This window comes from Rhodococcus wratislaviensis, assembly GCF_041228765.1.
Taxonomy (GTDB): Bacteria; Actinomycetota; Actinomycetes; order Mycobacteriales; family Mycobacteriaceae; genus Rhodococcus_F; species Rhodococcus_F wratislaviensis.
The window spans coordinates 7,979,688-7,998,351 of record NZ_CP150488.1; the positions used below are offsets into that span (position 1 = coordinate 7,979,688).

Here is an 18,664-nt window from a genome sequence, read left to right on the forward strand (position 1 = left end):
ACCCAGCCGACCGACGTCGCTGTTCAGAAACCGGTGGCTGCGACGACGCGGCCCGCGGCGATGGCCTCGAGCAGGGCCGCATGGTCTCCGGTGTTCTGCTCGGCGTACGTTTCAGCGAATTCTGCTATCGCATGTTCGAATTCGGTGTCGTCCCCGAGATAGGCGGCGATCGCGATCCGATCGCCGGCCCGGGCGTGTGCATAGGCGAGGGCCCGTGCACACATTCGGCCGTACAACATCATGACCTTGGGTGTCTGGGATTCGACCACCGCCGAACCCTTGCCGTCCCGCAGTTGGCGCACGTAGAAGTCCCGCTCGACGCCGTCGGGACCCACGCCACGTTCCCAGCCCAGGAAGATGTCGCTCGCGGCCTGCATCAGCCGCTGTCCGCTGACCACCCGTTCGCCTTCCGTCGCGAACGACGGTCCGTCGACGTAACGCGACAGCACGGACGAACCCGCCTCCTTGACCTGGAGAAACAGCGGATCGTCGTCGTCTGCTCCCAGCATCAGGATGATCCAGGTGCGGGTGCCCACGCTGCCGACCCCGACAACCTTGCGGGCGATCTGCACCATCCGGAACTGGTCGTAGAGGATGCGGTGGTTCCATCGCAGAGACTGCGCGTACACGTTCAGACGGTGTCGGATGTCGCGGTCCAACGATTCGAGGTCCTCGCCCGCGTACAACTCCTCGACCGGGACCAACAGTGGTGGGTCGCTGATGATCCGCCTCTCACCGTCCACCACGGCAGTCAGCTTGGAGAGCGCTTGGACGCTGTCACGGCGCCTCGCCTTCTCGAGAGTTGTGCGGGCGCGTTTCGTGTCTGCCTTGCCCAGCTCGGCTCGAAGCTCCACGAGTTCCGTTGTGGGCTCGATGTGGGAGTACCAGACGGCCAGGTTTCCCAGTTCCGCCTGTTTGGCAATGGTTTCGCGGTACTCGGCGGCGCAGGCGAGGGCAATGTTCCTGGTCTTCTTGCCGCTGAACCCGTTCTCCTGCGCCGCGATCGCGAGGCTGGCGACCAGGCGCTTGACATCCCATTCGAAGGGACCGGGATGTGTCTCGTCGAAGTCGTTGATGTCGAATGCCAGCCGGCGTTCCGGGGTCGCGAAGATTCCGAAGTTGCTCAGGTGCGCATCGCCGCAGAGCTGCGTGCGCAGGCCCGTGGTGGGCGAGCGGGACAGGTCGTCGGCCATGATCGCGGCGGCACCACGGTAGAAGGCGAACGCCGTCGCCGCCATGCGCCCGTACCGGATCGGAACGAGTTCCGCGACTCTCTCCTGTGCCTGCCTCGCGAGGAGGCCCACCGGATCGCGCCGATCGGCGACGCCGTGCTCCGCGAGGGCAGCCGGCGGAGTGTCTCGGCGCGCCGCCGCCCCTCGTTGCGCGCGCTCGGACCGGCCCGGACGCGCCGCCGGTTCGTCGTGTTCCGCGTAGTTCGTCATCGGGCCGTAGATTCCTCGGACATGGCTCTCCGCCTTCCTCGAGCGACGCGATATGGCCGGTTGGTTCCCATTCTCCTCCGCCCGGAGGGGGTCGGCGGCAGATACCAGCATGTTCGTCGGTGAACGGGGGGTGTGATCGCGGTGCCGTTCTGCTTGAATTGATGTATGTGCCGGTGGATGGCGTACTCGGGTGAGCCGATCCTCGCGGAGGACCTGTTGTTCCGACCGGTGCATTCGCTGATCGATCAGAGTCTGCACTCGCGTCTCGGGGCGACGACCACCAATGGTGACGGGTTCGGTGTCGGCTGGTACGGCGAAGGCAGTGAGCCGGCGGTGTACAAGAGCATCGAACCGGCCTGGAACGACAGCAATTTGCGGGAGATCGCCGGTCAGGTGCGAACACCGATGCTGCTCGCGCACGTCCGCGCCTCGACCGGGACGCCCGTGCAGCGCAGCAATTGTCACCCCTTCCGGCACGGGCGGTGGTTGTGGGTCCACAACGGCGCACTGCGCGGATTCCACGAGATCAGACGCGACCTGGTGATGGCCGTCGACCCGTCGCTGTTCTCCGACATCGAAGGGTCGACCGACTCCGAGACGCTGTTCTTCCTCGCCCTGACGTTCGGTCTCGTCGACGATCCGTTCGGTGCCGTTGCCCGGGCGGTCGGCTTCGTCGAAGACGTCGGCCACACATACGGGGTCGAGCATCCGGTGCAGATGACCGTCGCGACCACCGACGGTGAATCGCTGTGGGTCTTCCGCTATTCGAGTGAGCGGCAGTCGAGGTCGCTGTTCTTCTCCACCGAGGTCGCGAAGGTGCGCGCACTGCACCCGGAGGTCGAGGTGCTGCGCGAACTGAGTGGGGAGACCCGCTTCGTGGTCTCCGAGCCCCTCCGCGACCTCGAAGACGCGTGGAACGAAGTGCCGGAATCCTCTGCCGGGGTGGTCCGACCGGGCCAGGACGAAATCCGGCCGTTCGAACCGATCTCACCGGCCTGACTTCGCGAAGCTCACTTGGCGGTGCTCTTGCGAGGCCGCCCCCGACGCGCGGTCTTGACGGGAGGCGGACTCTCCGATTCCGGTTCCGCGTCGGCGGTGGATTCTTCGGACGGATCGTCGCGCCAACTGATTTCGATTTCGATCTCGGTCTCGTCGCCGTCGACCTCTATCTCGAGCTCCCACCGGACCCGGTCGCCGACGACGACGGAAATCGAGTCGCCACCCGAGCCCAGTTCCACCTCGGAGCCGCTCGCGAGGGCCTGTCCGAGCGCGATGAGCCGGTCGGACACCTCTTTCCGGGAGAGCTCGGACTTCCTCTTGATCTCCAGTTTGGGCACGGCGACTCCTCACCTCGGTGCAGTGTCTGATCACCGTAACTGCCGCGAGACCGGTGGCCGGATCGAACCGATAACAAAGTGAAGTTGTAGCTTCGTCGTCCCCACAGTGGGACACTCGGTGCAGCGCTCGATGGACGGACGGTGGGCCTCCTATGATCGAAGAACCGACGACGAGTGATTCGAAGCGGGCAGCCGGCCCACCACGACTCCTCGCGATTCTGTTGGCGATGGCGATGTTCGTGCTCGTCGTCGACACGTCGCTGATGAACGTGTCGATTTCCTCGGTGGTCCGCGACCTCGACACGACCGTCAGCGGCGTCCAGGCGGCGATCGCGCTCGAGGCGCTGGTATCCGCCGCGTTCATCCTGATCGGTGGCAAGGTCGGCGACCTCATCGGACGCAAACGGGCGTATGTCCTCGGCCTGCTCGGCTACGCAGTCGGTGCGACGGCGATGGCACTCGCACAGAGCCTGACCGCGATCATCATCTTCTGGGCCGTGCTGGGTGGAATCGGCGCGTCACTCCTCTTGCCCGCCATGCAGTCCCTCATCCACGGCAACTTCGAAGGCGCCGCTCAGAAGAAGGTCTACGCCCTGGTCGGGGCGGCGGCCGCGATCGCCGCCGCCGTCGGACCGCTGCTCGGCGGTTTCATCACCACCTACCTCTCGTGGCGCGTCGGGTTCGTCCTCGAGGTCGTCATCATCGCGGTCGTCCTGTCCGGCATCAAACTGGTCCGCGATGTGCCGTACACCGGACCCCGAGTCATCGACCTGGTGGGCGCGGCCCTCTCCGTTCTGGGGATGGGCGGCATCGTGCTGGGAATCCTGGTGTGGCAGGAGGGTGGCGAATCCGTAGCGGCGCTCCTGGTGATCGGTGCGACTGCGATGGCCGTGCTGGCGTACTGGCTCGTGCGGCGCAAACGTCAAGGGAAGCCAGCACTGCTGGACCCGGACCTGTTCCGCTCCAAGATCTTCCGGCTGGGCATCTCGGGGCAGATGCTCCAGCAGATCGCCCTGGGTGGCACGATGATCGCGCTGCCGATCTACCTGCAGATGGTGCTCGAGTACAACGCGATGCAGGCGGGCTTGTCTCTCGCACCCCTCTCCCTCAGCATGTTCGCGGTGGCGTTGCTCGCGGGCAAGAAGGCGGGCGACCGGCGCCCGAGCAGCATCATCCGGTGGGGATTCGTGCTTCTCACGATCGGGATCGCGGTACTGATCCCGATCGTGCCGCGCGCCGAGTTCGGCTGGGGCCTCCTGATCCCCCTGATGGTTGCCGGATCAGGGTTGGGATTGCTGGTGTCTCAACTCAACAACTACACACTCGCCCCGATCGAGGAGGAGCGGATCAGCGAAGCCGCCAGCGTCAATTCTGCGGCGGGATCGTTCGGACTGTCGTTCGGACTGGCGTTCGCCGGCGCCATCATGCTGGCAACACTGTCGCTCACCTTCACGGCGATGGCGGAATCGAGCACCGTGCTCCCGCCTGCAGAGCAGCAACAGGTCGCGCAGGTGCTCGAGGACGACGCCGAAGTCATGAGCAACACCCAGCTCGAACAACTGCTCGTCGACCAACCCCCGGAAATTCAGGACGAGATCGTCCGCATCAACACGGACGCACGACCCCTCGCCCTTCAGGTCGCACTGCTCATCCCCATCCTCGCCGGCCTCATCGGGGTGTTCAACTCGTTCCGCATGAGGCGGATCCCGGACCCGACACCACAGAACTCGGGCGAAGGGACAGATCTGGGCTGAATCCCCGACAGTCGACACCGCAAGGGGTCGTGGGCACGACTGTCGTTCAGGAGTTTTGCGGGCTCTCCGCTGCAGGCGCTTCCCAGGCGGCGGGTGTTCGCGCCGCATACTGTCGTGCCTCGTCCATGAGCGTACGCGCGGGTGGTGTGAGGTGGGTTCGCCGGCAGACTGCGGCGACGTGCAGGTAGGACTCGGGGACGATGCGGTGCACGGTGGCGCCGGCCTGCCTGGCCGACGGCGCCCACGACGACGGCATGACGGCCTGCCCGAATCCGCTGAGCACCATCGGCAGGATCGACGTCCGGTGGGCGACCTCGGCGACGATGGTGGCTGCGACGCCGCTGGCGAGGACCTCGTCGACGAGGGTTCGCATCAACGATCCGCGCTGCGAGACGATCAACCGGAATCCGGACAGCTCGGATCTCCGAATCTCCGGGCGGGCCGGTGTTTCGGCGCCCGGCCCGGAGAGGAGGATCAGCGGCTGGCTTTCGAGCGCGACGACGTCGAGTTCGGGGGCGCGCACCGCGGCGGGTGAACCCAGGATCCCGACCTCGCAGACGCCGGTGCGGACGGCGTGCAGCACCTCCTCGGGAGTGAACGCGGCCTCGGCGTTGACGGTGACCGAAGGATAGGTGCGGCTGAAGCTGGTGAGGATCGTGGTGAGGGGTTCGATCCCGGGTGACGGCATCGTGATCAGGTCCACCCGACCGGCGCGCAGCCCTTTCAGCGCATCGACGGACGCCTTCGCGTCCTCGAGATCGCGCAGCACCACGCGGGCAGGACCGACGAGCGTTTCGCCGGCGTCACTGAGCACCAGCCGGCGTCCGACGCGGTGAAAGAGCGGTACCCCGAGTTCCCGTTCGAGCGCGGATATCGACTGGGAGAGCGAGGGCTGCGCGATCAGCAGCGTTTCCGCTGCCCGGTTGATGCCTCCCTGATCGACCACGGCCAGGAAGTACCTCAACTGACGTGCGTCCATCCGAACCCCTCATTTCCGTCGATCTGCGCCGACCCCTCGAGGGTGACCGTCGGGCGCCTGCAAGCGTGCACACTCACTCTACCTGCGAAAACACGTTTCGATTAGGTGAAACCTATAAGCCGGATCGAGTCTTGGTCATGGACGCTGCGCGATTGTGACGGGTTAATGAATGCATCACACACTGTGACGAGCACAACACGATGGAGGCAACGACATGGCACCGCAGACGTTCAAGATTGCATCGATCCCCGCCGACGGCGTCGGCAAGGAGGTCGTCGCTGCCGGACGGCGAGTGCTCGACGTCCTCGCAGATCAGTCCGGTGGGCGCTTCGCCTTCGAGTGGGAAGAATTTCCCTGGGGATGCGGGTACTACGAGCAGACCGGGAAGATGATGGCCGATGACGGCCTCGACACCCTGAAGGCGTTCGACGCCATCTACTTCGGCGCGGTCGGCTGGGAGAACGTCCCCGACCACATCAGCCTCTGGGGACTGCGGCTCAACATCACCCAGAACTTCGACCAGTGGGCCAATGTGCGGCCCGTGAAGTTCCTCCCCGGCGTGCAGTCCCCGCTGCGCAAGGCCGACGACACCGAACTCGACTGGGTCGTCGTCCGGGAGAACAGCGAAGGCGAGTACGCCGGCCTCGGCGGACGTAACCTCAGCGGCCGCGGACCGGGCAACGAGGTCGCGCTGCAGACAGCGCTGTTCACCGAGAAGGGCTGCGAGCGCATCATGCGGTTCGCGTTCGACCTGGCCCGCACCCGCACGGTGAAGAAGGTTTCCAGCGTCACCAAGTCCAACGCCCAGCAGTACGGCATGGTCCTGTGGGACGAGGTCTTCAACCGCGTCGCCCTCGACTACCCCGACGTCGCGACCGAAAGCGTCCTCGTCGACGCCATGAGCGCGAAGTTCATCCTGCACCCGGAAGACCTGTCCGTGGTGGTGGCGTCGAATCTCAACGCCGACATTCTCTCCGACCTCGGCTCCGCGCTCGCGGGAAGCCTCGGTGTCGCGGCGAGCGCGAACCTCAACCCCGAGCGCCGCTTCCCGAGCATGTTCGAACCCGTCCACGGTTCTGCACCCGACATCGCGGGCCAGGGCATCAGCAACCCGATCGGCGCGATCGCCAGCGCCGCCCTGATGCTCGACCACTTCGGACTGCACGACGAGGCACGCCGCGTCGAAGCCGCCATCGAGGCCGCCACCGCGAGCGGGGCACTGACCCGCGACATCGGCGGCTCGTCGGACACCGACGCTGTCACCGAGGCGATCGTGCACGCTCTGCAGACCGCGCTGACCCCGGCCTGACCTGCAATCCACATGTGCAGCCGGCCCGACTCGGCAGGATCTGCCGGGTCGGGCCCCCACCCCTCGAACGGTCGGTAACTCTCGACCACCCCGTCTTCACACCCTGAACACTCTCACCCGAGGTGAATGTCATGGAAACACCCAGCAGCGCAGCGAGTTACCACCCGGCGACGGTGAAGAAACCGTGGTACAGGCAACTGTACTTCTGGGTTCTCATCGCGATCGTGCTCGGCATCCTGGTCGGGTGGCTCTGGCCGGACACCGGCGAGGCGATGGAGCCGATCGGCACCACCTTCATCACGGCCATGAAGATGCTGATCTGCCCGATCGTGTTCCTGACGATCGTCGGCGGCATCGCGAGTGTCGCGGACCTGAAGAAGGTCGGGCTGACCGGGATCAAAGCGCTGACCTACTTCCAGGTCGGAACGATCCTCGCGCTGCTCACCGGCCTCGTCGCGATCAACCTCTTCCGACTCGGGGACGGGGTGAACGCCGACGCCGCCTCGCTGGAAACCACCGACTCCGCCAACAAACTGATTCAGACCGGTGAAGAGAAACAGTGGTGGGAGTTCATCACCCACCTGGTCCCGGACAGCGTGTTCGGCCCGTTCGTCGAGGGCGACATCCTCCAGGTCATATTCCTCGCCGTCATCTTCGGGGTCGCCATCAACGCGGTGGGACAGATCGCCGCACCGATCCGGGACGCCGTCGAACGCCTCACCGCGGTCGTCTTCAAGGTCCTGAGTTTCATCATGAAGCTCGCACCCCTCGGTGCGTTCGGCGCCATGGCCTTCGCCATCGGCAAGTACGGTGTCTCCACCCTCACCAGCCTCGGCAGCCTGATCCTGCTGTTCTACGTCACATCCGCGTTCTTCGTCTTCGTGGTCCTCGGATCGGTCATGGCGTACTTGCGGCTCAACATCTTCCGCATGCTCGGCTTCTTCAAGGAGGAGCTCCTGCTCATTCTCGGCACCTCCACTGCCGAGCCCGCGCTGCCCGGTTTGATGCGGAAGCTGGAGTACGCCGGAGTCAAGAAGCCCACGGTCGGGCTCGTCGTGCCCACCGGCTACAGTTTCAACCTCGACGGGGCCGCCATCTACCTCTCCCTCGCCGCGCTGTACATCGCGCAGGCCACCAACACCGACCTGTCGATTCCGCAGCAGCTCGGCCTCCTCGGCGTCATGCTCCTCACCTCCAAGGGTGCCGCAGGTGTTGCCGGAGGCGGATTCATCGCACTGACAGCAACATTGAGCACACTCGGCACCATCCCCGCAGCCGGCATCATGCTCATCTTCGGTATCGACAAGTTCATGTCCGAATGCCGCGCCCTGGTGAACTTCATCGGCAACGCCGTCGCCACCCTGTTCGTCGCCAAATGGAACCACGAACTCGACGTCGACCGCGCCCGCCGCGTGTTCTCCGGTGAAGTGCTTCCCCCACCGGACGGTGACGTCGAGAACGACTTCGACATGGAGATCCTGGAACAGGAACCGCGGGAAAAGCATCACCACCACGAACCGCGCCACGGCGACACCGTCCGCATCGACCACGAACGGCTCGACCACGCGGCGACGACGCCCGCGCACTCCACCCAGCGATGACCGCACCCCGCACTGCACACGAGAAGGGAAGGCCGATGAGGGTTCTGGTTGCCCCGGACAAGTTCAAGGGATCGCTCACCGCGGCGCAGGTCGCCGAGCATCTCTCGGCCGGGCTCGCCGCCGCGGGTCTCGACAGCAGGCGGTTACCGCTCGCCGACGGCGGTGACGGCAGCGTCGACGCAGCGGTGGCGGTCGGATTCACCCCGCACCCGATCACCGTTGCCGGCGCGACCGGAACACCGCAGCGCGGACGAATCGCTGTCGCGGGAACCACCGCGGTCGTCGAGGTCGCGAACACGTGCGGTCTCGCGACTCTTCCCGGCGGCCGCCGAGTCCCTCTCGACGCAGCGAGTCTGGGTATGGGCCAGGCGATCGGGCACGCCCTGCGCCATCACCCCACACGGTTGGTCCTGGCCCTGGGCGGGTCCGCCGGCACGGACGGCGGTATGGGCATGCTCGCCTCGTTGGGTTTCATCTTCTACGACGCCCACGGCCGACAGCTCCGGGCGTGTGGGAGGACTCTGCCGGACGTCCATTCGGTGGATGCATCCCGCGCGGTGAACCTGTCCGGAGTCGAGATCGTGGTCGCCGGCGATGTCACCAATCCGCTGACCGGGCCGACCGGTGCCGCCGCGGTCTACGGTCCACAGAAGGGCGCCACCGAGTCCGACGTGCAGTTCCTCGACACCGGCCTGAACACCCTGATCGATGCCCTGACCCGCAGCGGCTATCCCGAGGCCAGGAGGGTGGCGAACTCCCCCGGCGCCGGCAGCGCCGGCGGGATCGGATTCGCCGCCATGCTGCTCGGCGCGCGCATGGTCTCCGGCGCCGACTACTTCCTCGACCTGCTCGACTTCGACGGCTACCTCGCAGGAATGGACCTGGTGGTCACCGGCGAGGGAAGCATCGACGACCAAACCGAGCACGGCAAACTCCTCACCATCCTGGCTCGCCGCGCCCACCCCGTGCCCGTCGTCGCGGTCGCCGGCCGCAACACCCTTCCCCGGACTCATTGGGCGGCGGCAGGATTCGATTTCATTTACGCGCTCGGCGACTACACCGATCGCGACACTGCCGCCGACCCCGACCTGACCGCCGAACTCCTTGCCCGGATCGGGCACGACATCGGAGACAACGTGGCAGCCCCGGCCATCGCGCGATGACCGGTCCAACCGGGCGCCGCGCCCTGCCCCCGATCACGCCGTGGCAGCGGCATACCCCGCCGGTTGCGGAGCCGAAGGATGACATCGTGGATCCCGTCCTCGCCCACAAGGCGATCCAGCGGTACACCACCTCCGCCGCCGAACTCCCCCGCCCCCGCACCGAACTCTGGGACTGGCAGCTGCACGCGTTGTGCCGCGGCAGCGACACCGCCGTGTTCTTCCCGCCCACCAACTTGCGCGGGCCGGCGCGGACGCGAATCGAATACCGTGCCAAACGGATCTGCCAGGACTGCCCCGTCCTCACCGAATGCCGCGAACACGCTCTCGAAGCAGGCGAACCCTACGGGGTCTGGGGTGGGATGACCGCCAGGGAACGCGCACTGCATCCCCGCCGACTGCTCGAAACCCTCTCTTGCTGAACAACAGTCAGCACACCTATCGTCAGGAGCATTCTTCGTGTCCCACATCGTCCAGGTCGGAGCCCGTGAGATCCTCGATTCCCGTGGTAACCCCACGGTGGAGGTCGAGGTGCTGCTCGACGACGGAAGTTTCGCTCGCGCCGCGGTCCCGTCGGGTGCATCGACCGGTGAGCACGAGGCCGTCGAACTGCGTGACGGCGGCGACCGGTACGGCGGCAAGGGTGTCGAGAAGGCCGTCGAGGCCGTCCTGAGCGAGATCGCTCCGGCCATCATCGGGATCGACGCCACCGAGCAGCGGACCGTCGACCAGGCCCTGCTGGACGCCGACGGCACCCCGGACAAGTCGCGTCTGGGCGCCAACGCGCTGCTGGGTGCGTCGCTGGCAGTGGCCCGTGCGGCCGCCGAGTCGTCGGGTCTGGATCTCTTCCGTTACGTCGGCGGCCCCAACGCCCACGTCCTTCCCGTCCCGATGATGAACATCCTCAACGGTGGTGCGCACGCCGACACCGGTGTCGACGTCCAGGAGTTCATGGTCGCCCCGATCGGTGCCGCCACGTTCAAGGAGTCGCTGCGCTGGGGCGCCGAGGTGTACCACGCCCTCGAGTCGGTGCTGAAGGAGAAGGGCCTGGCCACCGGTCTCGGTGACGAGGGCGGCTTCGCCCCCGACGTCGCGGGCACCAAGGAGGCGCTGGATCTGATCAGCGTCGCGATCGGCAAGACGGGCCTGGTGCTGGGCACCGACGTGGCGCTGGCGCTCGACGTCGCCGCCACCGAGTTCTACACCGACGGAACCGGCTACAAGTTCGAGGGCAGCAACCGGACCGCGGAGGAGATGGCGGCGTTCTACGCCGAGCTGGTCGACGCCTACCCGATCGTGTCCATCGAGGACCCGCTGGACGAGGACGACTGGGACGGCTGGGTCTCCTTGACCGATCAGATCGGCAACAAGGTCCAGCTGGTCGGTGACGACCTGTTCGTCACCAACCCGGAGCGTCTGGAAGAGGGCATCGTCAAGGGCGCCGCGAACGCGCTGCTGGTGAAGGTCAACCAGATCGGCACGCTGACCGAGACCCTCGACGCCGTCGACCTCGCGCACCGCAACGGCTACAAGACGATGATGAGCCACCGGTCCGGTGAGACCGAGGACACCACCATCGCCGACCTCGCGGTCGCCGTGGGCAGCGGTCAGATCAAGACCGGTGCCCCCGCCCGCAGCGAGCGCGTCGCCAAGTACAACCAGCTGCTGCGCATCGAGGAGAACCTGGGCGACGCCGCCCGCTACGCCGGCGAGGTCGCATTCCCGCGATTCGCATCTACCCGCTGACGCTCTGCACGACACGCTCCGCCGTTTCCGCACAACGAAGGACCACAATGACTCTCACCGACATCGAATCGCCGCTCACCGATGTGATCGACACGTCTGCCCTGTTGTCCCGCAGGGCGAAGATCGTCTGCACGCTCGGCCCTGCCACCGCCACCGACGAACGCACCCACGCCCTCGTCGAAACCGGGATGGACATCGCCCGCCTGAATTTCAGCCACGGCGACCACACCGACCACGAGGCCAACTACCGGCGCGTCCGCGCCGCGGCCGGCAGCACCGGCCGGGCCGTGGGAATCCTCGCGGACCTGCAGGGACCGAAGATCCGCCTCGGCCGCTTCGCCGACGGCGCGACCGTGTGGGCGGCCGGGGAACAGGTCCGGATCACCGTCGAGGAGTGCGAGGGCACCCACGACCGGGTCTCGACCACCTACCGCCAGCTCGCCGAGGACGCGCGGCCCGGTGACCGCCTCCTGGTCGACGACGGCAAGATCGCGCTGACCGTCATCGACGTCGACGGCAACGACGTGGTGTGCCGGGTGACCGAGGGCGGCCCGATCAGCAACAACAAGGGCGTGTGTCTGCCCGGGATGAACGTCTCCGTTCCCGCCCTGTCCGACAAGGACATCGACGACCTCGAATTCGCCCTGCGCCTCGGGGTGGACCTGATCGCCCTGTCGTTCGTGCGCGCCCCCACCGACATCGACCGCGTCCACGAGGTGATGGACCGGATCGGCCGGCGGGTGCCGGTGATCGCGAAGATCGAAAAACCCGAGGCCGTCGACGACATCGAGGCGATCGTGCGCGCCTTCGACGCGGTCATGGTCGCGCGCGGCGACCTCGGGGTCGAGGTCCCCCTCGAGCGGGTGCCGTTGATGCAGAAGCGGATCGTGCAGATCGCCCGGGAGAACGCCCGACCGGTGATCGTCGCGACGCAGATGCTCGAGTCGATGATCGACAATTCCCGGCCCACCCGGGCGGAGGCGTCGGACGTGGCCAACGCGGTCCTCGACGGCGCGGACGCGGTGATGCTCTCCGGGGAAACCTCCGTCGGCGCCCACCCGATCGAGACGGTCGCGACGATGGCGCGGATCCTCTCCGCCGTCGAACACGAATCCACCACCGTTCCCGCCCTGACACACATTCCGCGAACCCACGGCGGCGTGATCTCGTTCGCCGCCCGCGACATCGGCGAACGGCTGAACGCCACCGCGCTCGTGGCGTTCACCCAGTCCGGGGACACCGTGCGACGTCTCGCCCGGCTCCACACCCCGCTACCGCTGCTGGCGTTCACCCCGGTACCCCAGGTGCGCCACGAACTCGCCCTCACCTGGGGCACCGAAACCTTCCTCGTCGACCCGGTCGAATCGACCGATGAAATGATCCGCCAGGTCGACACCGCCCTCCTCCGACTGGGCCGCTACCGGCGCGGCGACCTCGTCGTCATCGTCGCCGGCTCACCCCCGCACACCGTCGGATCCACCAACCTCATCCACGTCCACCGGATCGGCGAAGACGACTTCACGCAGAGTTAGACGTGCGCTGCCCCGTCGAGCAGGTGCGGCCGCGTCGCTCCGACGGGGTTGAGCTGCTCGTAGGCCCGCGCCACGTCGAGCAGGAACAGGTCGTTCCCCGGGGCCGCGACGATCTGCACGCCGACCGGCAGACCGTCGGCGCTGAACCCGGCGGGAACGGAGATCGACGGGCAACCCAGCACCGTCACGGTCAACGCCGACGTCATCCAGTCGAGGTAGTCGTCGCAGCGGCGACCGTCGACCGCTGACGGGTACTCGAGTTCGGCGTCGAACGGGAGCACCTGAGACACGGGCATCACCAGGATGTCGTGGTGGGTGAAGAAGTCGACGGCGCGATTCTGGATATCCGCCTGCGCCACCATGGCTTTCGCGATGTCGTCGGCGGAGAGCCGGTCTGCCTGCCGGATGTTGTCGAGCAGCGACGGCTTCAGCAGTTCGGGGGTGGCGTCGGCGCGGTCGCCGAGGTCGATCTTGAACCGCCATGCCCGCAGCGTGCGGAACACCCACTCGGCGTCGGGAATCGACGGTGCGTCCTCGGCCACCACCGCACCCGCGGCGGCGAAGATCGACGACTGCCGGTCGTGGATCTCGCGGACCGGCGCGTCCACGGGGAAGATGCCGTTCAGATCCGCGGACACCGCGACACGCAGACCCTGCAGGCCGGCGACGCCGAGGCGCGGCGCGAGGGCCTCGGCGCTGAGCGAGCTGCGGATTCGCGCGTCGGGTCCGGAGATCACCGACAGCAGCAGTTCCAGGTCGTCGACGTTCCGGGCCATCGGTCCCTGCGTCACGAGTGCGTCCCAGGGCGCGCTGTTCGGCCAGCACGGAACACGGCCCGGTGTGGGGCGCAATCCGACGACGTTGCAGAACGACGCCGGGTTGCGCAGCGAACCGCCCATGTCGCTGCCGTCGGCGAGCGCGACGAGTCCCGCACCGAGCGCGGACGCGGCGCCGCCGCTCGAGCCACCCGCGCTCTTGGTGGGGTCGTACGGGTTGGTGGTGGTCCCGAAGACGGGGTTGAACGTGTGCGAGCCGGCGGCGAATTCGGGGACGTTGGTCTTGCCGATCGTGACGGCGCCCGCCGCGGTGACGCGTTCGGCGATCAGCTCACTGGTCTCGGGCACGTTGTCGACGAGGAGCGGTGAGCCCGCCACCGTGGGGAATCCGGCAACGTCGTGAGTGTCCTTGAACGCGAACGGCAGTCCGTGCAACGGTCCCACCGGGGTCCCGGCGGCCGTCTGTGCGTCGGCGGCGGCAGCGGTGGCGTGCGCGCGGTCCAGGTCGAGGCTGACGAGCGCGTTGACCGTCGGATTCACCTGCGCGATCCGGTCGGTGTGCAGGTCGAGCAACTCGCGGGCCGAGATGTCCTTGCTACGGAGTGCGGCGAGCATCTCTCGCGCGGTCGAGTAGTGATCGATGGTCATTTCGAGGTCTCCAGGATCGGGGTGGCGGCGGAAAGGCCTTCCGACGACGCGGCGGTCGGGGTGCGAGGACGAGTGGTGCGGACGACGGCCTCCACGACGGCGATCACCGCGAGGTTGAGGACCAGTCCGCAGATGCCGGCGTCGATGTTGGCGAGGTTCAGTTCGAAGACGGTCATCACGATGACGGTGAGCATTCCCGCGACGAGACCGGCGAACACGGATTGCTTGGCGAGCAACGGCTTCTCGGGCAGGGCCAGCGCCAGTCCCGGGGCGAGCTGGCTGAGACCACCGAACGTGAGCAGCAGCAGGTTGGCGAGCAGATCGGGGCGCGTCAGGCCGAGTACGAGAGCCATGGTGGCAGCCGCGATCACGACCAGGTGGTTGAACCGGAGCTTCGTGCGCTCGCTCTCGATCTTCACCAGGTTGTGCGAAGCCAGTGTCGAGATGCCGATGCAGATGGCGCCGGCGGGCAGCATCGCGGCGGACGCGGCGGCGATCGCGATCAGTCCGAGCGCCCAGTTCGGCAGGGCTCCCCCGGCCAGCGTGAGCAGGACGGCGTTACTGCTGGTGTTGGGATTCAGGGCGAGGATCCCGACGAAGCCCAGCATGATCGGGAGAATCATCACCACCTGGTACATCGGCAGAAAAGTGTTGTTGGAGCGGATCACTCGACCGTTCTTGGCGGCCAGCAGCGGCGGCCAGAGGTGCGGGGTGGTGAGGAACCCGCAGCCGATCGCGGAGATCAGCAGGCTGGTGGTCCACCAGACCCTGTCGTAGTCGCCGGGGTTCACGGTCAGCATCTCGCTGTGGGTCTGGGCGATCTGGCCGAACACGTCGCCGATGCCACCGGCGAAATGCAACGGGATCACGATGGACAGCACCACGACGGCGAGCAGGATCAGCACGTCCTTGACATAGGCCGTGCGGGCCAGGCCGTGGATGCCGGCCCACAGCACGAACCCGACGACGAGGACGGTCGCGACGATCATGCTCAGCGTGCCCGAACTCGCGCTGCCCGTGACGAGACGGACGATCAGCCCGAGGCCGGTGATCTGCAACTGCAGGTACGGCAGCAGGAAGATGATGCCGCAGAGGGCGACGAGCCGGCCGAGGAGCGGGCTGCGGTACCGGTCCGCGAAGAAGTCCGCCTGGGTGATGTAGCCGCGGTCCTTGCTGAGCTTCCAGATCCGCGGTCCGATGAAATACAGGGCCACGTAGCCGAGCGGGATGTACGGGATGGCGTAGGTGGCACCGATACCCGCGGTGAACGCGATACCGGCGACCCCGAGGAACGTGAACGTGGTGAACGATTCGCCGGCCTGCAAGAAGAAACTGGTGACCACACCGAAGTTTCGCTTGCCGACCGTCCACTCACTCAGGTTCTGAGCGCGTTTCCGGCGTCCACCGACCGCGATCACGGCCAATCCGATCATCCCGGCCAGGGTGATCCACAGAGCTGAGTTCGTCATAGGGTCGCCTCCTCGTGCGGCCGGACGAGGCCGAACTCCACCGCCGCCAGCGCGGGCAGCAGCAGGAGCACCCAGGCCGAGCACCACACGAGCAGCCGGGGCATCCCCAGCCACAGATCGGCCGTATTCACAAACGGCAGCCACACGGCGGTGACGAGTGCGAGCACCGGGGCGACCGGGACGAGCAGCAGCCAGCGGCGCTGCGGCGAATCCTCGATCGCCCCGAGAATGGCGTCTCGTTGCATGCTGTTCCTTCTTCCATCCAGGGAGTAGAGGAAGCATGCGTGGTGCGGATCACAGCACTCAACCGCTGGACGAGGTTCGGCGAAATCGGCCACCAGCCAGTCGGAGATCGCAATCAGGTGCGCCTGAGGGACCATCCGATGTCGAAATCCGTCACATTGCCCGGCCGCTGCGTTTGACCGCCTGCACCACCATGTTGGTTTCCAGCGCCAGCGCGTCCGCCACCCACGGTGCGGTGGTGATGTAGTCGTAGAGCACCGACTCGTCCGGCGCGGCGATGTTGGCGACCACCTGGTACTCGCCGGCCGTGCCGGCGGCGTACCGCACGTACGGCATCTCGAGCATCCCCCGCACGAGCGGTTCGATCCGGTTGCGCTGGGTCTTGATGAACAGCATCGCCTCGGCACGCAGCCCGAACAGTGCCGGATCCACCACCACCCGGAGACTGATCGCACCCTCGGTGAGCAGCGACTGGACGCGTCGCCGCGCCGTCGCCTCGGACACACCCGCGGTCCGGGCGAGCGCCGTGGTGCCCACCCGCCCGTTCTGCATCAGTTCGCGGATGATCGTCCGGTCGACGGGATCCCGGGTGCCGCGTTCCAGGTCCGTGAGGAAGTTCGCCAGAGGGGCCACCCCGCCGATCGCCTCCTTCTCGGCGGGGGTCAGCACCCCGGCCTCCCATTCTCGGACCGTGCGGAAGTACCGCAGCACGGGGTCGGTCCAGCTTCGGACGACGCCCATCGTCGCGGGCAGTTCGTCCATGACGAGCTTCGGGAGGCGGTCCCGGGACACATGTATTTCGGCCACACAGTCGGCGGTGCCGGTGAGGATGTACACGAAGATGCAGTCGCTGCGCTGAGCGAGGGCGCTCGCTGCCACCCGCACCGTTCCCGGGGAGCACTGGAGGCGGACGATCGCGGTGCCGCCGCTGTTCGCGACCGCGGTGACGGCCACCCGGCCGGACTCGAGGAGCGCGATACCGTGCCGGGTCACGTTCCGCTCGGGTTCGCCGAGCGCCTGGGCGATGCGGCTCCAGGAACACCGCCCGTCGACCTGGAGGGCGGCGACGATCCGCTGATCGAGCGAGAACCTGCGTTCGGTCATTGCAGTGCCTGCCCTCCATGCCACGTGTGCATGCGATGTTAGGCCACGGGCGTCGGTGTCCGGCTTTCGTCCAGCCGGCGCAGGGTCGGGAGAATCGCCCAGAGCAGCACCGTCGCCACCAACCCGGTGGCTCCGTACACGGTCAGCGCCAGGTGCACCGGGACCACGGCCGCGACCACCCCCGCCACGAACGCGCCGACCGACGCACCGGCGGTGACCTGCGCAGTCCACACCCCGGCGATGCGCCCGTGATAGTCGTCCGGCGTGTATTTCTGGACCGTCGCGAAGCGGAGGATGTCGGCCACCGCTTCGCCGAAGCCGTGCGCGAGGAGTCCGAGCACCGCGACGATCACCGACCCCACAGCGCCTGCCCCCACCAGACCCGCCGCGGAGATCAGCATCGCGAGGAACACGACGAGCCCGGAGCGTCGCACCGTCCCGGTCCACCCACTGGTGAGCGAACCGACGACCGCACCGACCGCGGGCGCCGCGTACAGCAGACCCACGGCCGAGGGGCCGACTCCGAGCACCTCACTGGCGTACTCGGGAATGAGGACCGCCCAGCCGGCGAGCAGCATGGACACGAATCCGGCGAGCAGCAATCCGCCGATCACCCGGTCACCGATCGCGAACCGGAATCCCCCTGCCACCGAACGCAACGGCGACTCGGACACCTCGGTGGGTGGTGGGAGCGAGGGCAGCCGGGTGATGCAGAACGTCGTGACCGCCGTGGTGATCGCCGCGAGCGTGTAGTTGGCACCCACCCCGCCGAGGGCGATCACGACGCCACCGAGCGCGGGACCGATCATCGACCCGAGGTCGGCGGTCAAGGCCATCAGCGCCCCTGCCGCGGCCAGCTTGTCCCGCGGAATGAGGCTGGGGGTCACAGCCATCAGGGCCGTCGCCGAAATACCGCCACACGCCCCGTCCACGACGGCGCAGAGGTAGATCACCCACACCTGCGGTTCGGGAAGGAACGCGTTGACGGCCAGGACGGCGAAGAACACGCCGGCCGAGCCGCGGGCGATCGCGATGACACGACGGCGATCACACCGATCGGCCAGTGCGCCGCCGACGAACGTGGCGCCGAACGTGGTGAGGCCCAGCACCGTTGCGACGGCCGCGACGTGCGCGGTCGAGCGGGTGAGGTCGTACATCTGCAGGGGGATCGCCACGACGAGGAAGCCGAGCCCGAAGATCGACACCACCCGGGCGACGAAGATGTACCGGAACTCGCGGCTGGTCCGCAGCGGGTCGATGTCGATGACCAGTTTGTCGAGGAGCTGCACGGTGATCGAGCCCCGGGTCACTTCGCCACGAGCTCGTCGACCCAGTTGTCGAGCACCGGTGTGCTGGCCAGCGTCACGAAGTCGACATCCGCTCCGGCACTGCGCCACTCCTCGACGAGCGCCATCAGCCGCACCGAGTCGAGCCCCTGATCGACCAGGCTCACGTCGGCCACCAGTTCGTCCAACTCGACGTCCAGGACGCGCGCCGTGTCGGCGTAGATCTGTGCCCGGTCGAGCGTTCCGTTGTTGTCGGTCATGCCATCTCCCTTGTCGAC

General features: G+C 67.2%; 17 protein-coding genes. 8 read left to right on the forward strand and 9 right to left on the reverse strand.

The genetic code is table 11. The features are described from left to right. Positions 1-23 precede the first annotated feature (23 nt). Positions 24-1,442 (reverse strand): DUF2252 domain-containing protein, encoded by a 1,419-nt coding sequence (locus WKC72_RS36515; protein ID WP_245973365.1) that lies wholly within the window; start codon positions 1,440-1,442, stop codon positions 24-26. A 177-nt stretch (positions 1,443-1,619) separates the two neighbouring features. Here WKC72_RS36515 and WKC72_RS36520 point away from each other — a divergent pair, with 177 nt between their 5' ends. Further along, positions 1,620-2,441 (forward strand): class II glutamine amidotransferase, encoded by an 822-nt coding sequence (locus tag WKC72_RS36520; protein ID WP_037230608.1) that lies wholly within the window; start codon positions 1,620-1,622, stop codon positions 2,439-2,441. 11 nt (positions 2,442-2,452) lie between these two features. On the opposite strand, the gene WKC72_RS36525 is transcribed toward WKC72_RS36520, so the two are convergent. Next, a complete protein-coding gene (locus tag WKC72_RS36525; protein ID WP_037230610.1) occupies positions 2,453-2,779 on the reverse strand; it encodes an amphi-Trp domain-containing protein in 327 nt (108 codons plus the stop codon). Positions 2,780-2,931: 152 nt separating this feature from the next. Between WKC72_RS36525 and WKC72_RS36530 the strand changes: the two genes are divergently transcribed. Next, positions 2,932-4,533, forward strand: coding sequence for an MFS transporter (locus WKC72_RS36530; RefSeq protein ID WP_128639939.1), 1,602 nt, complete (start codon positions 2,932-2,934; stop codon positions 4,531-4,533). 46 nt (positions 4,534-4,579) lie between these two features. Here WKC72_RS36530 and WKC72_RS36535 read toward each other — a convergent pair whose 3' ends face one another. Then, positions 4,580-5,512 (reverse strand): LysR family transcriptional regulator, encoded by a 933-nt coding sequence (locus WKC72_RS36535; protein WP_037230614.1) that lies wholly within the window; start codon positions 5,510-5,512, stop codon positions 4,580-4,582. 214 nt (positions 5,513-5,726) lie between these two features. On the opposite strand from WKC72_RS36535, the gene WKC72_RS36540 reads away from it, so the two are divergent. From WKC72_RS36540 to pyk, 6 genes are all read left to right on the forward strand, one after another. After that, on the forward strand, positions 5,727-6,821 hold the full coding sequence (locus WKC72_RS36540; RefSeq protein WP_268791588.1) for a tartrate dehydrogenase: 1,095 nt from the start codon (positions 5,727-5,729) through the stop codon (positions 6,819-6,821). Positions 6,822-6,952: 131 nt separating this feature from the next. Further along, complete coding sequence (gene dctA, locus WKC72_RS36545) at positions 6,953-8,422, forward strand: C4-dicarboxylate transporter DctA (RefSeq protein WP_128639941.1); 1,470 nt, start codon at positions 6,953-6,955, stop codon at positions 8,420-8,422. Positions 8,423-8,457: 35 nt separating this feature from the next. Further along, a complete protein-coding gene (locus WKC72_RS36550; protein WP_370181201.1) occupies positions 8,458-9,585 on the forward strand; it encodes a glycerate kinase in 1,128 nt (375 codons plus the stop codon). 113 nt (positions 9,586-9,698) lie between these two features. Then, on the forward strand, positions 9,699-10,004 hold the full coding sequence (locus tag WKC72_RS36555; RefSeq protein ID WP_245973520.1) for a WhiB family transcriptional regulator: 306 nt from the start codon (positions 9,699-9,701) through the stop codon (positions 10,002-10,004). A 37-nt stretch (positions 10,005-10,041) separates the two neighbouring features. Continuing rightward, a complete protein-coding gene (gene eno / locus WKC72_RS36560) occupies positions 10,042-11,328 on the forward strand; it encodes a phosphopyruvate hydratase (protein WP_370181202.1) in 1,287 nt (428 codons plus the stop codon). Positions 11,329-11,375: 47 nt separating this feature from the next. Next, positions 11,376-12,860 carry a pyruvate kinase gene (gene pyk / locus WKC72_RS36565; protein WP_370181203.1) on the forward strand — a complete coding sequence of 495 codons (1,485 nt, stop codon included), beginning with the start codon at positions 11,376-11,378 and terminating at the stop codon, positions 12,858-12,860. Here pyk and WKC72_RS36570 read toward each other — a convergent pair. The 6 genes from WKC72_RS36570 to WKC72_RS36595 all read right to left on the reverse strand — a co-directional run bounded on the left by WKC72_RS36570 (position 12,857) and on the right by WKC72_RS36595 (position 18,646). Next, positions 12,857-14,284 carry an amidase family protein gene (locus WKC72_RS36570; RefSeq protein ID WP_370181204.1) on the reverse strand — a complete coding sequence of 476 codons (1,428 nt, stop codon included), beginning with the start codon at positions 14,282-14,284 and terminating at the stop codon, positions 12,857-12,859. The genes pyk and WKC72_RS36570 overlap by 4 nt on opposite strands. Continuing rightward, complete coding sequence (locus WKC72_RS36575; RefSeq protein WP_370181205.1) at positions 14,281-15,753, reverse strand: sodium:solute symporter; 1,473 nt, start codon at positions 15,751-15,753, stop codon at positions 14,281-14,283. Before WKC72_RS36575 ends, WKC72_RS36570 begins: the two co-directional genes overlap by 4 nt. Further along, on the reverse strand, positions 15,750-15,998 hold the full coding sequence (locus WKC72_RS36580) for a hypothetical protein (protein ID WP_037230626.1): 249 nt from the start codon (positions 15,996-15,998) through the stop codon (positions 15,750-15,752). Before WKC72_RS36580 ends, WKC72_RS36575 begins: the two co-directional genes overlap by 4 nt. Positions 15,999-16,149: 151 nt before the next feature. After that, positions 16,150-17,100, reverse strand: a complete 951-nt coding sequence (locus WKC72_RS36585; RefSeq protein ID WP_037230628.1) for an Lrp/AsnC family transcriptional regulator — start codon at positions 17,098-17,100, stop codon at positions 16,150-16,152. A gap of 38 nt (positions 17,101-17,138) precedes the next feature. Then, on the reverse strand, positions 17,139-18,389 hold the full coding sequence (gene entS, locus WKC72_RS36590) for an enterobactin transporter EntS (RefSeq protein WP_370184641.1): 1,251 nt from the start codon (positions 18,387-18,389) through the stop codon (positions 17,139-17,141). 17 nt (positions 18,390-18,406) lie between these two features. Continuing rightward, entirely contained in the window at positions 18,407-18,646 is a 240-nt protein-coding gene (locus WKC72_RS36595) for a phosphopantetheine-binding protein (RefSeq protein ID WP_370181206.1), read from the reverse strand. Positions 18,647-18,664: the final 18 nt, after the last annotated feature.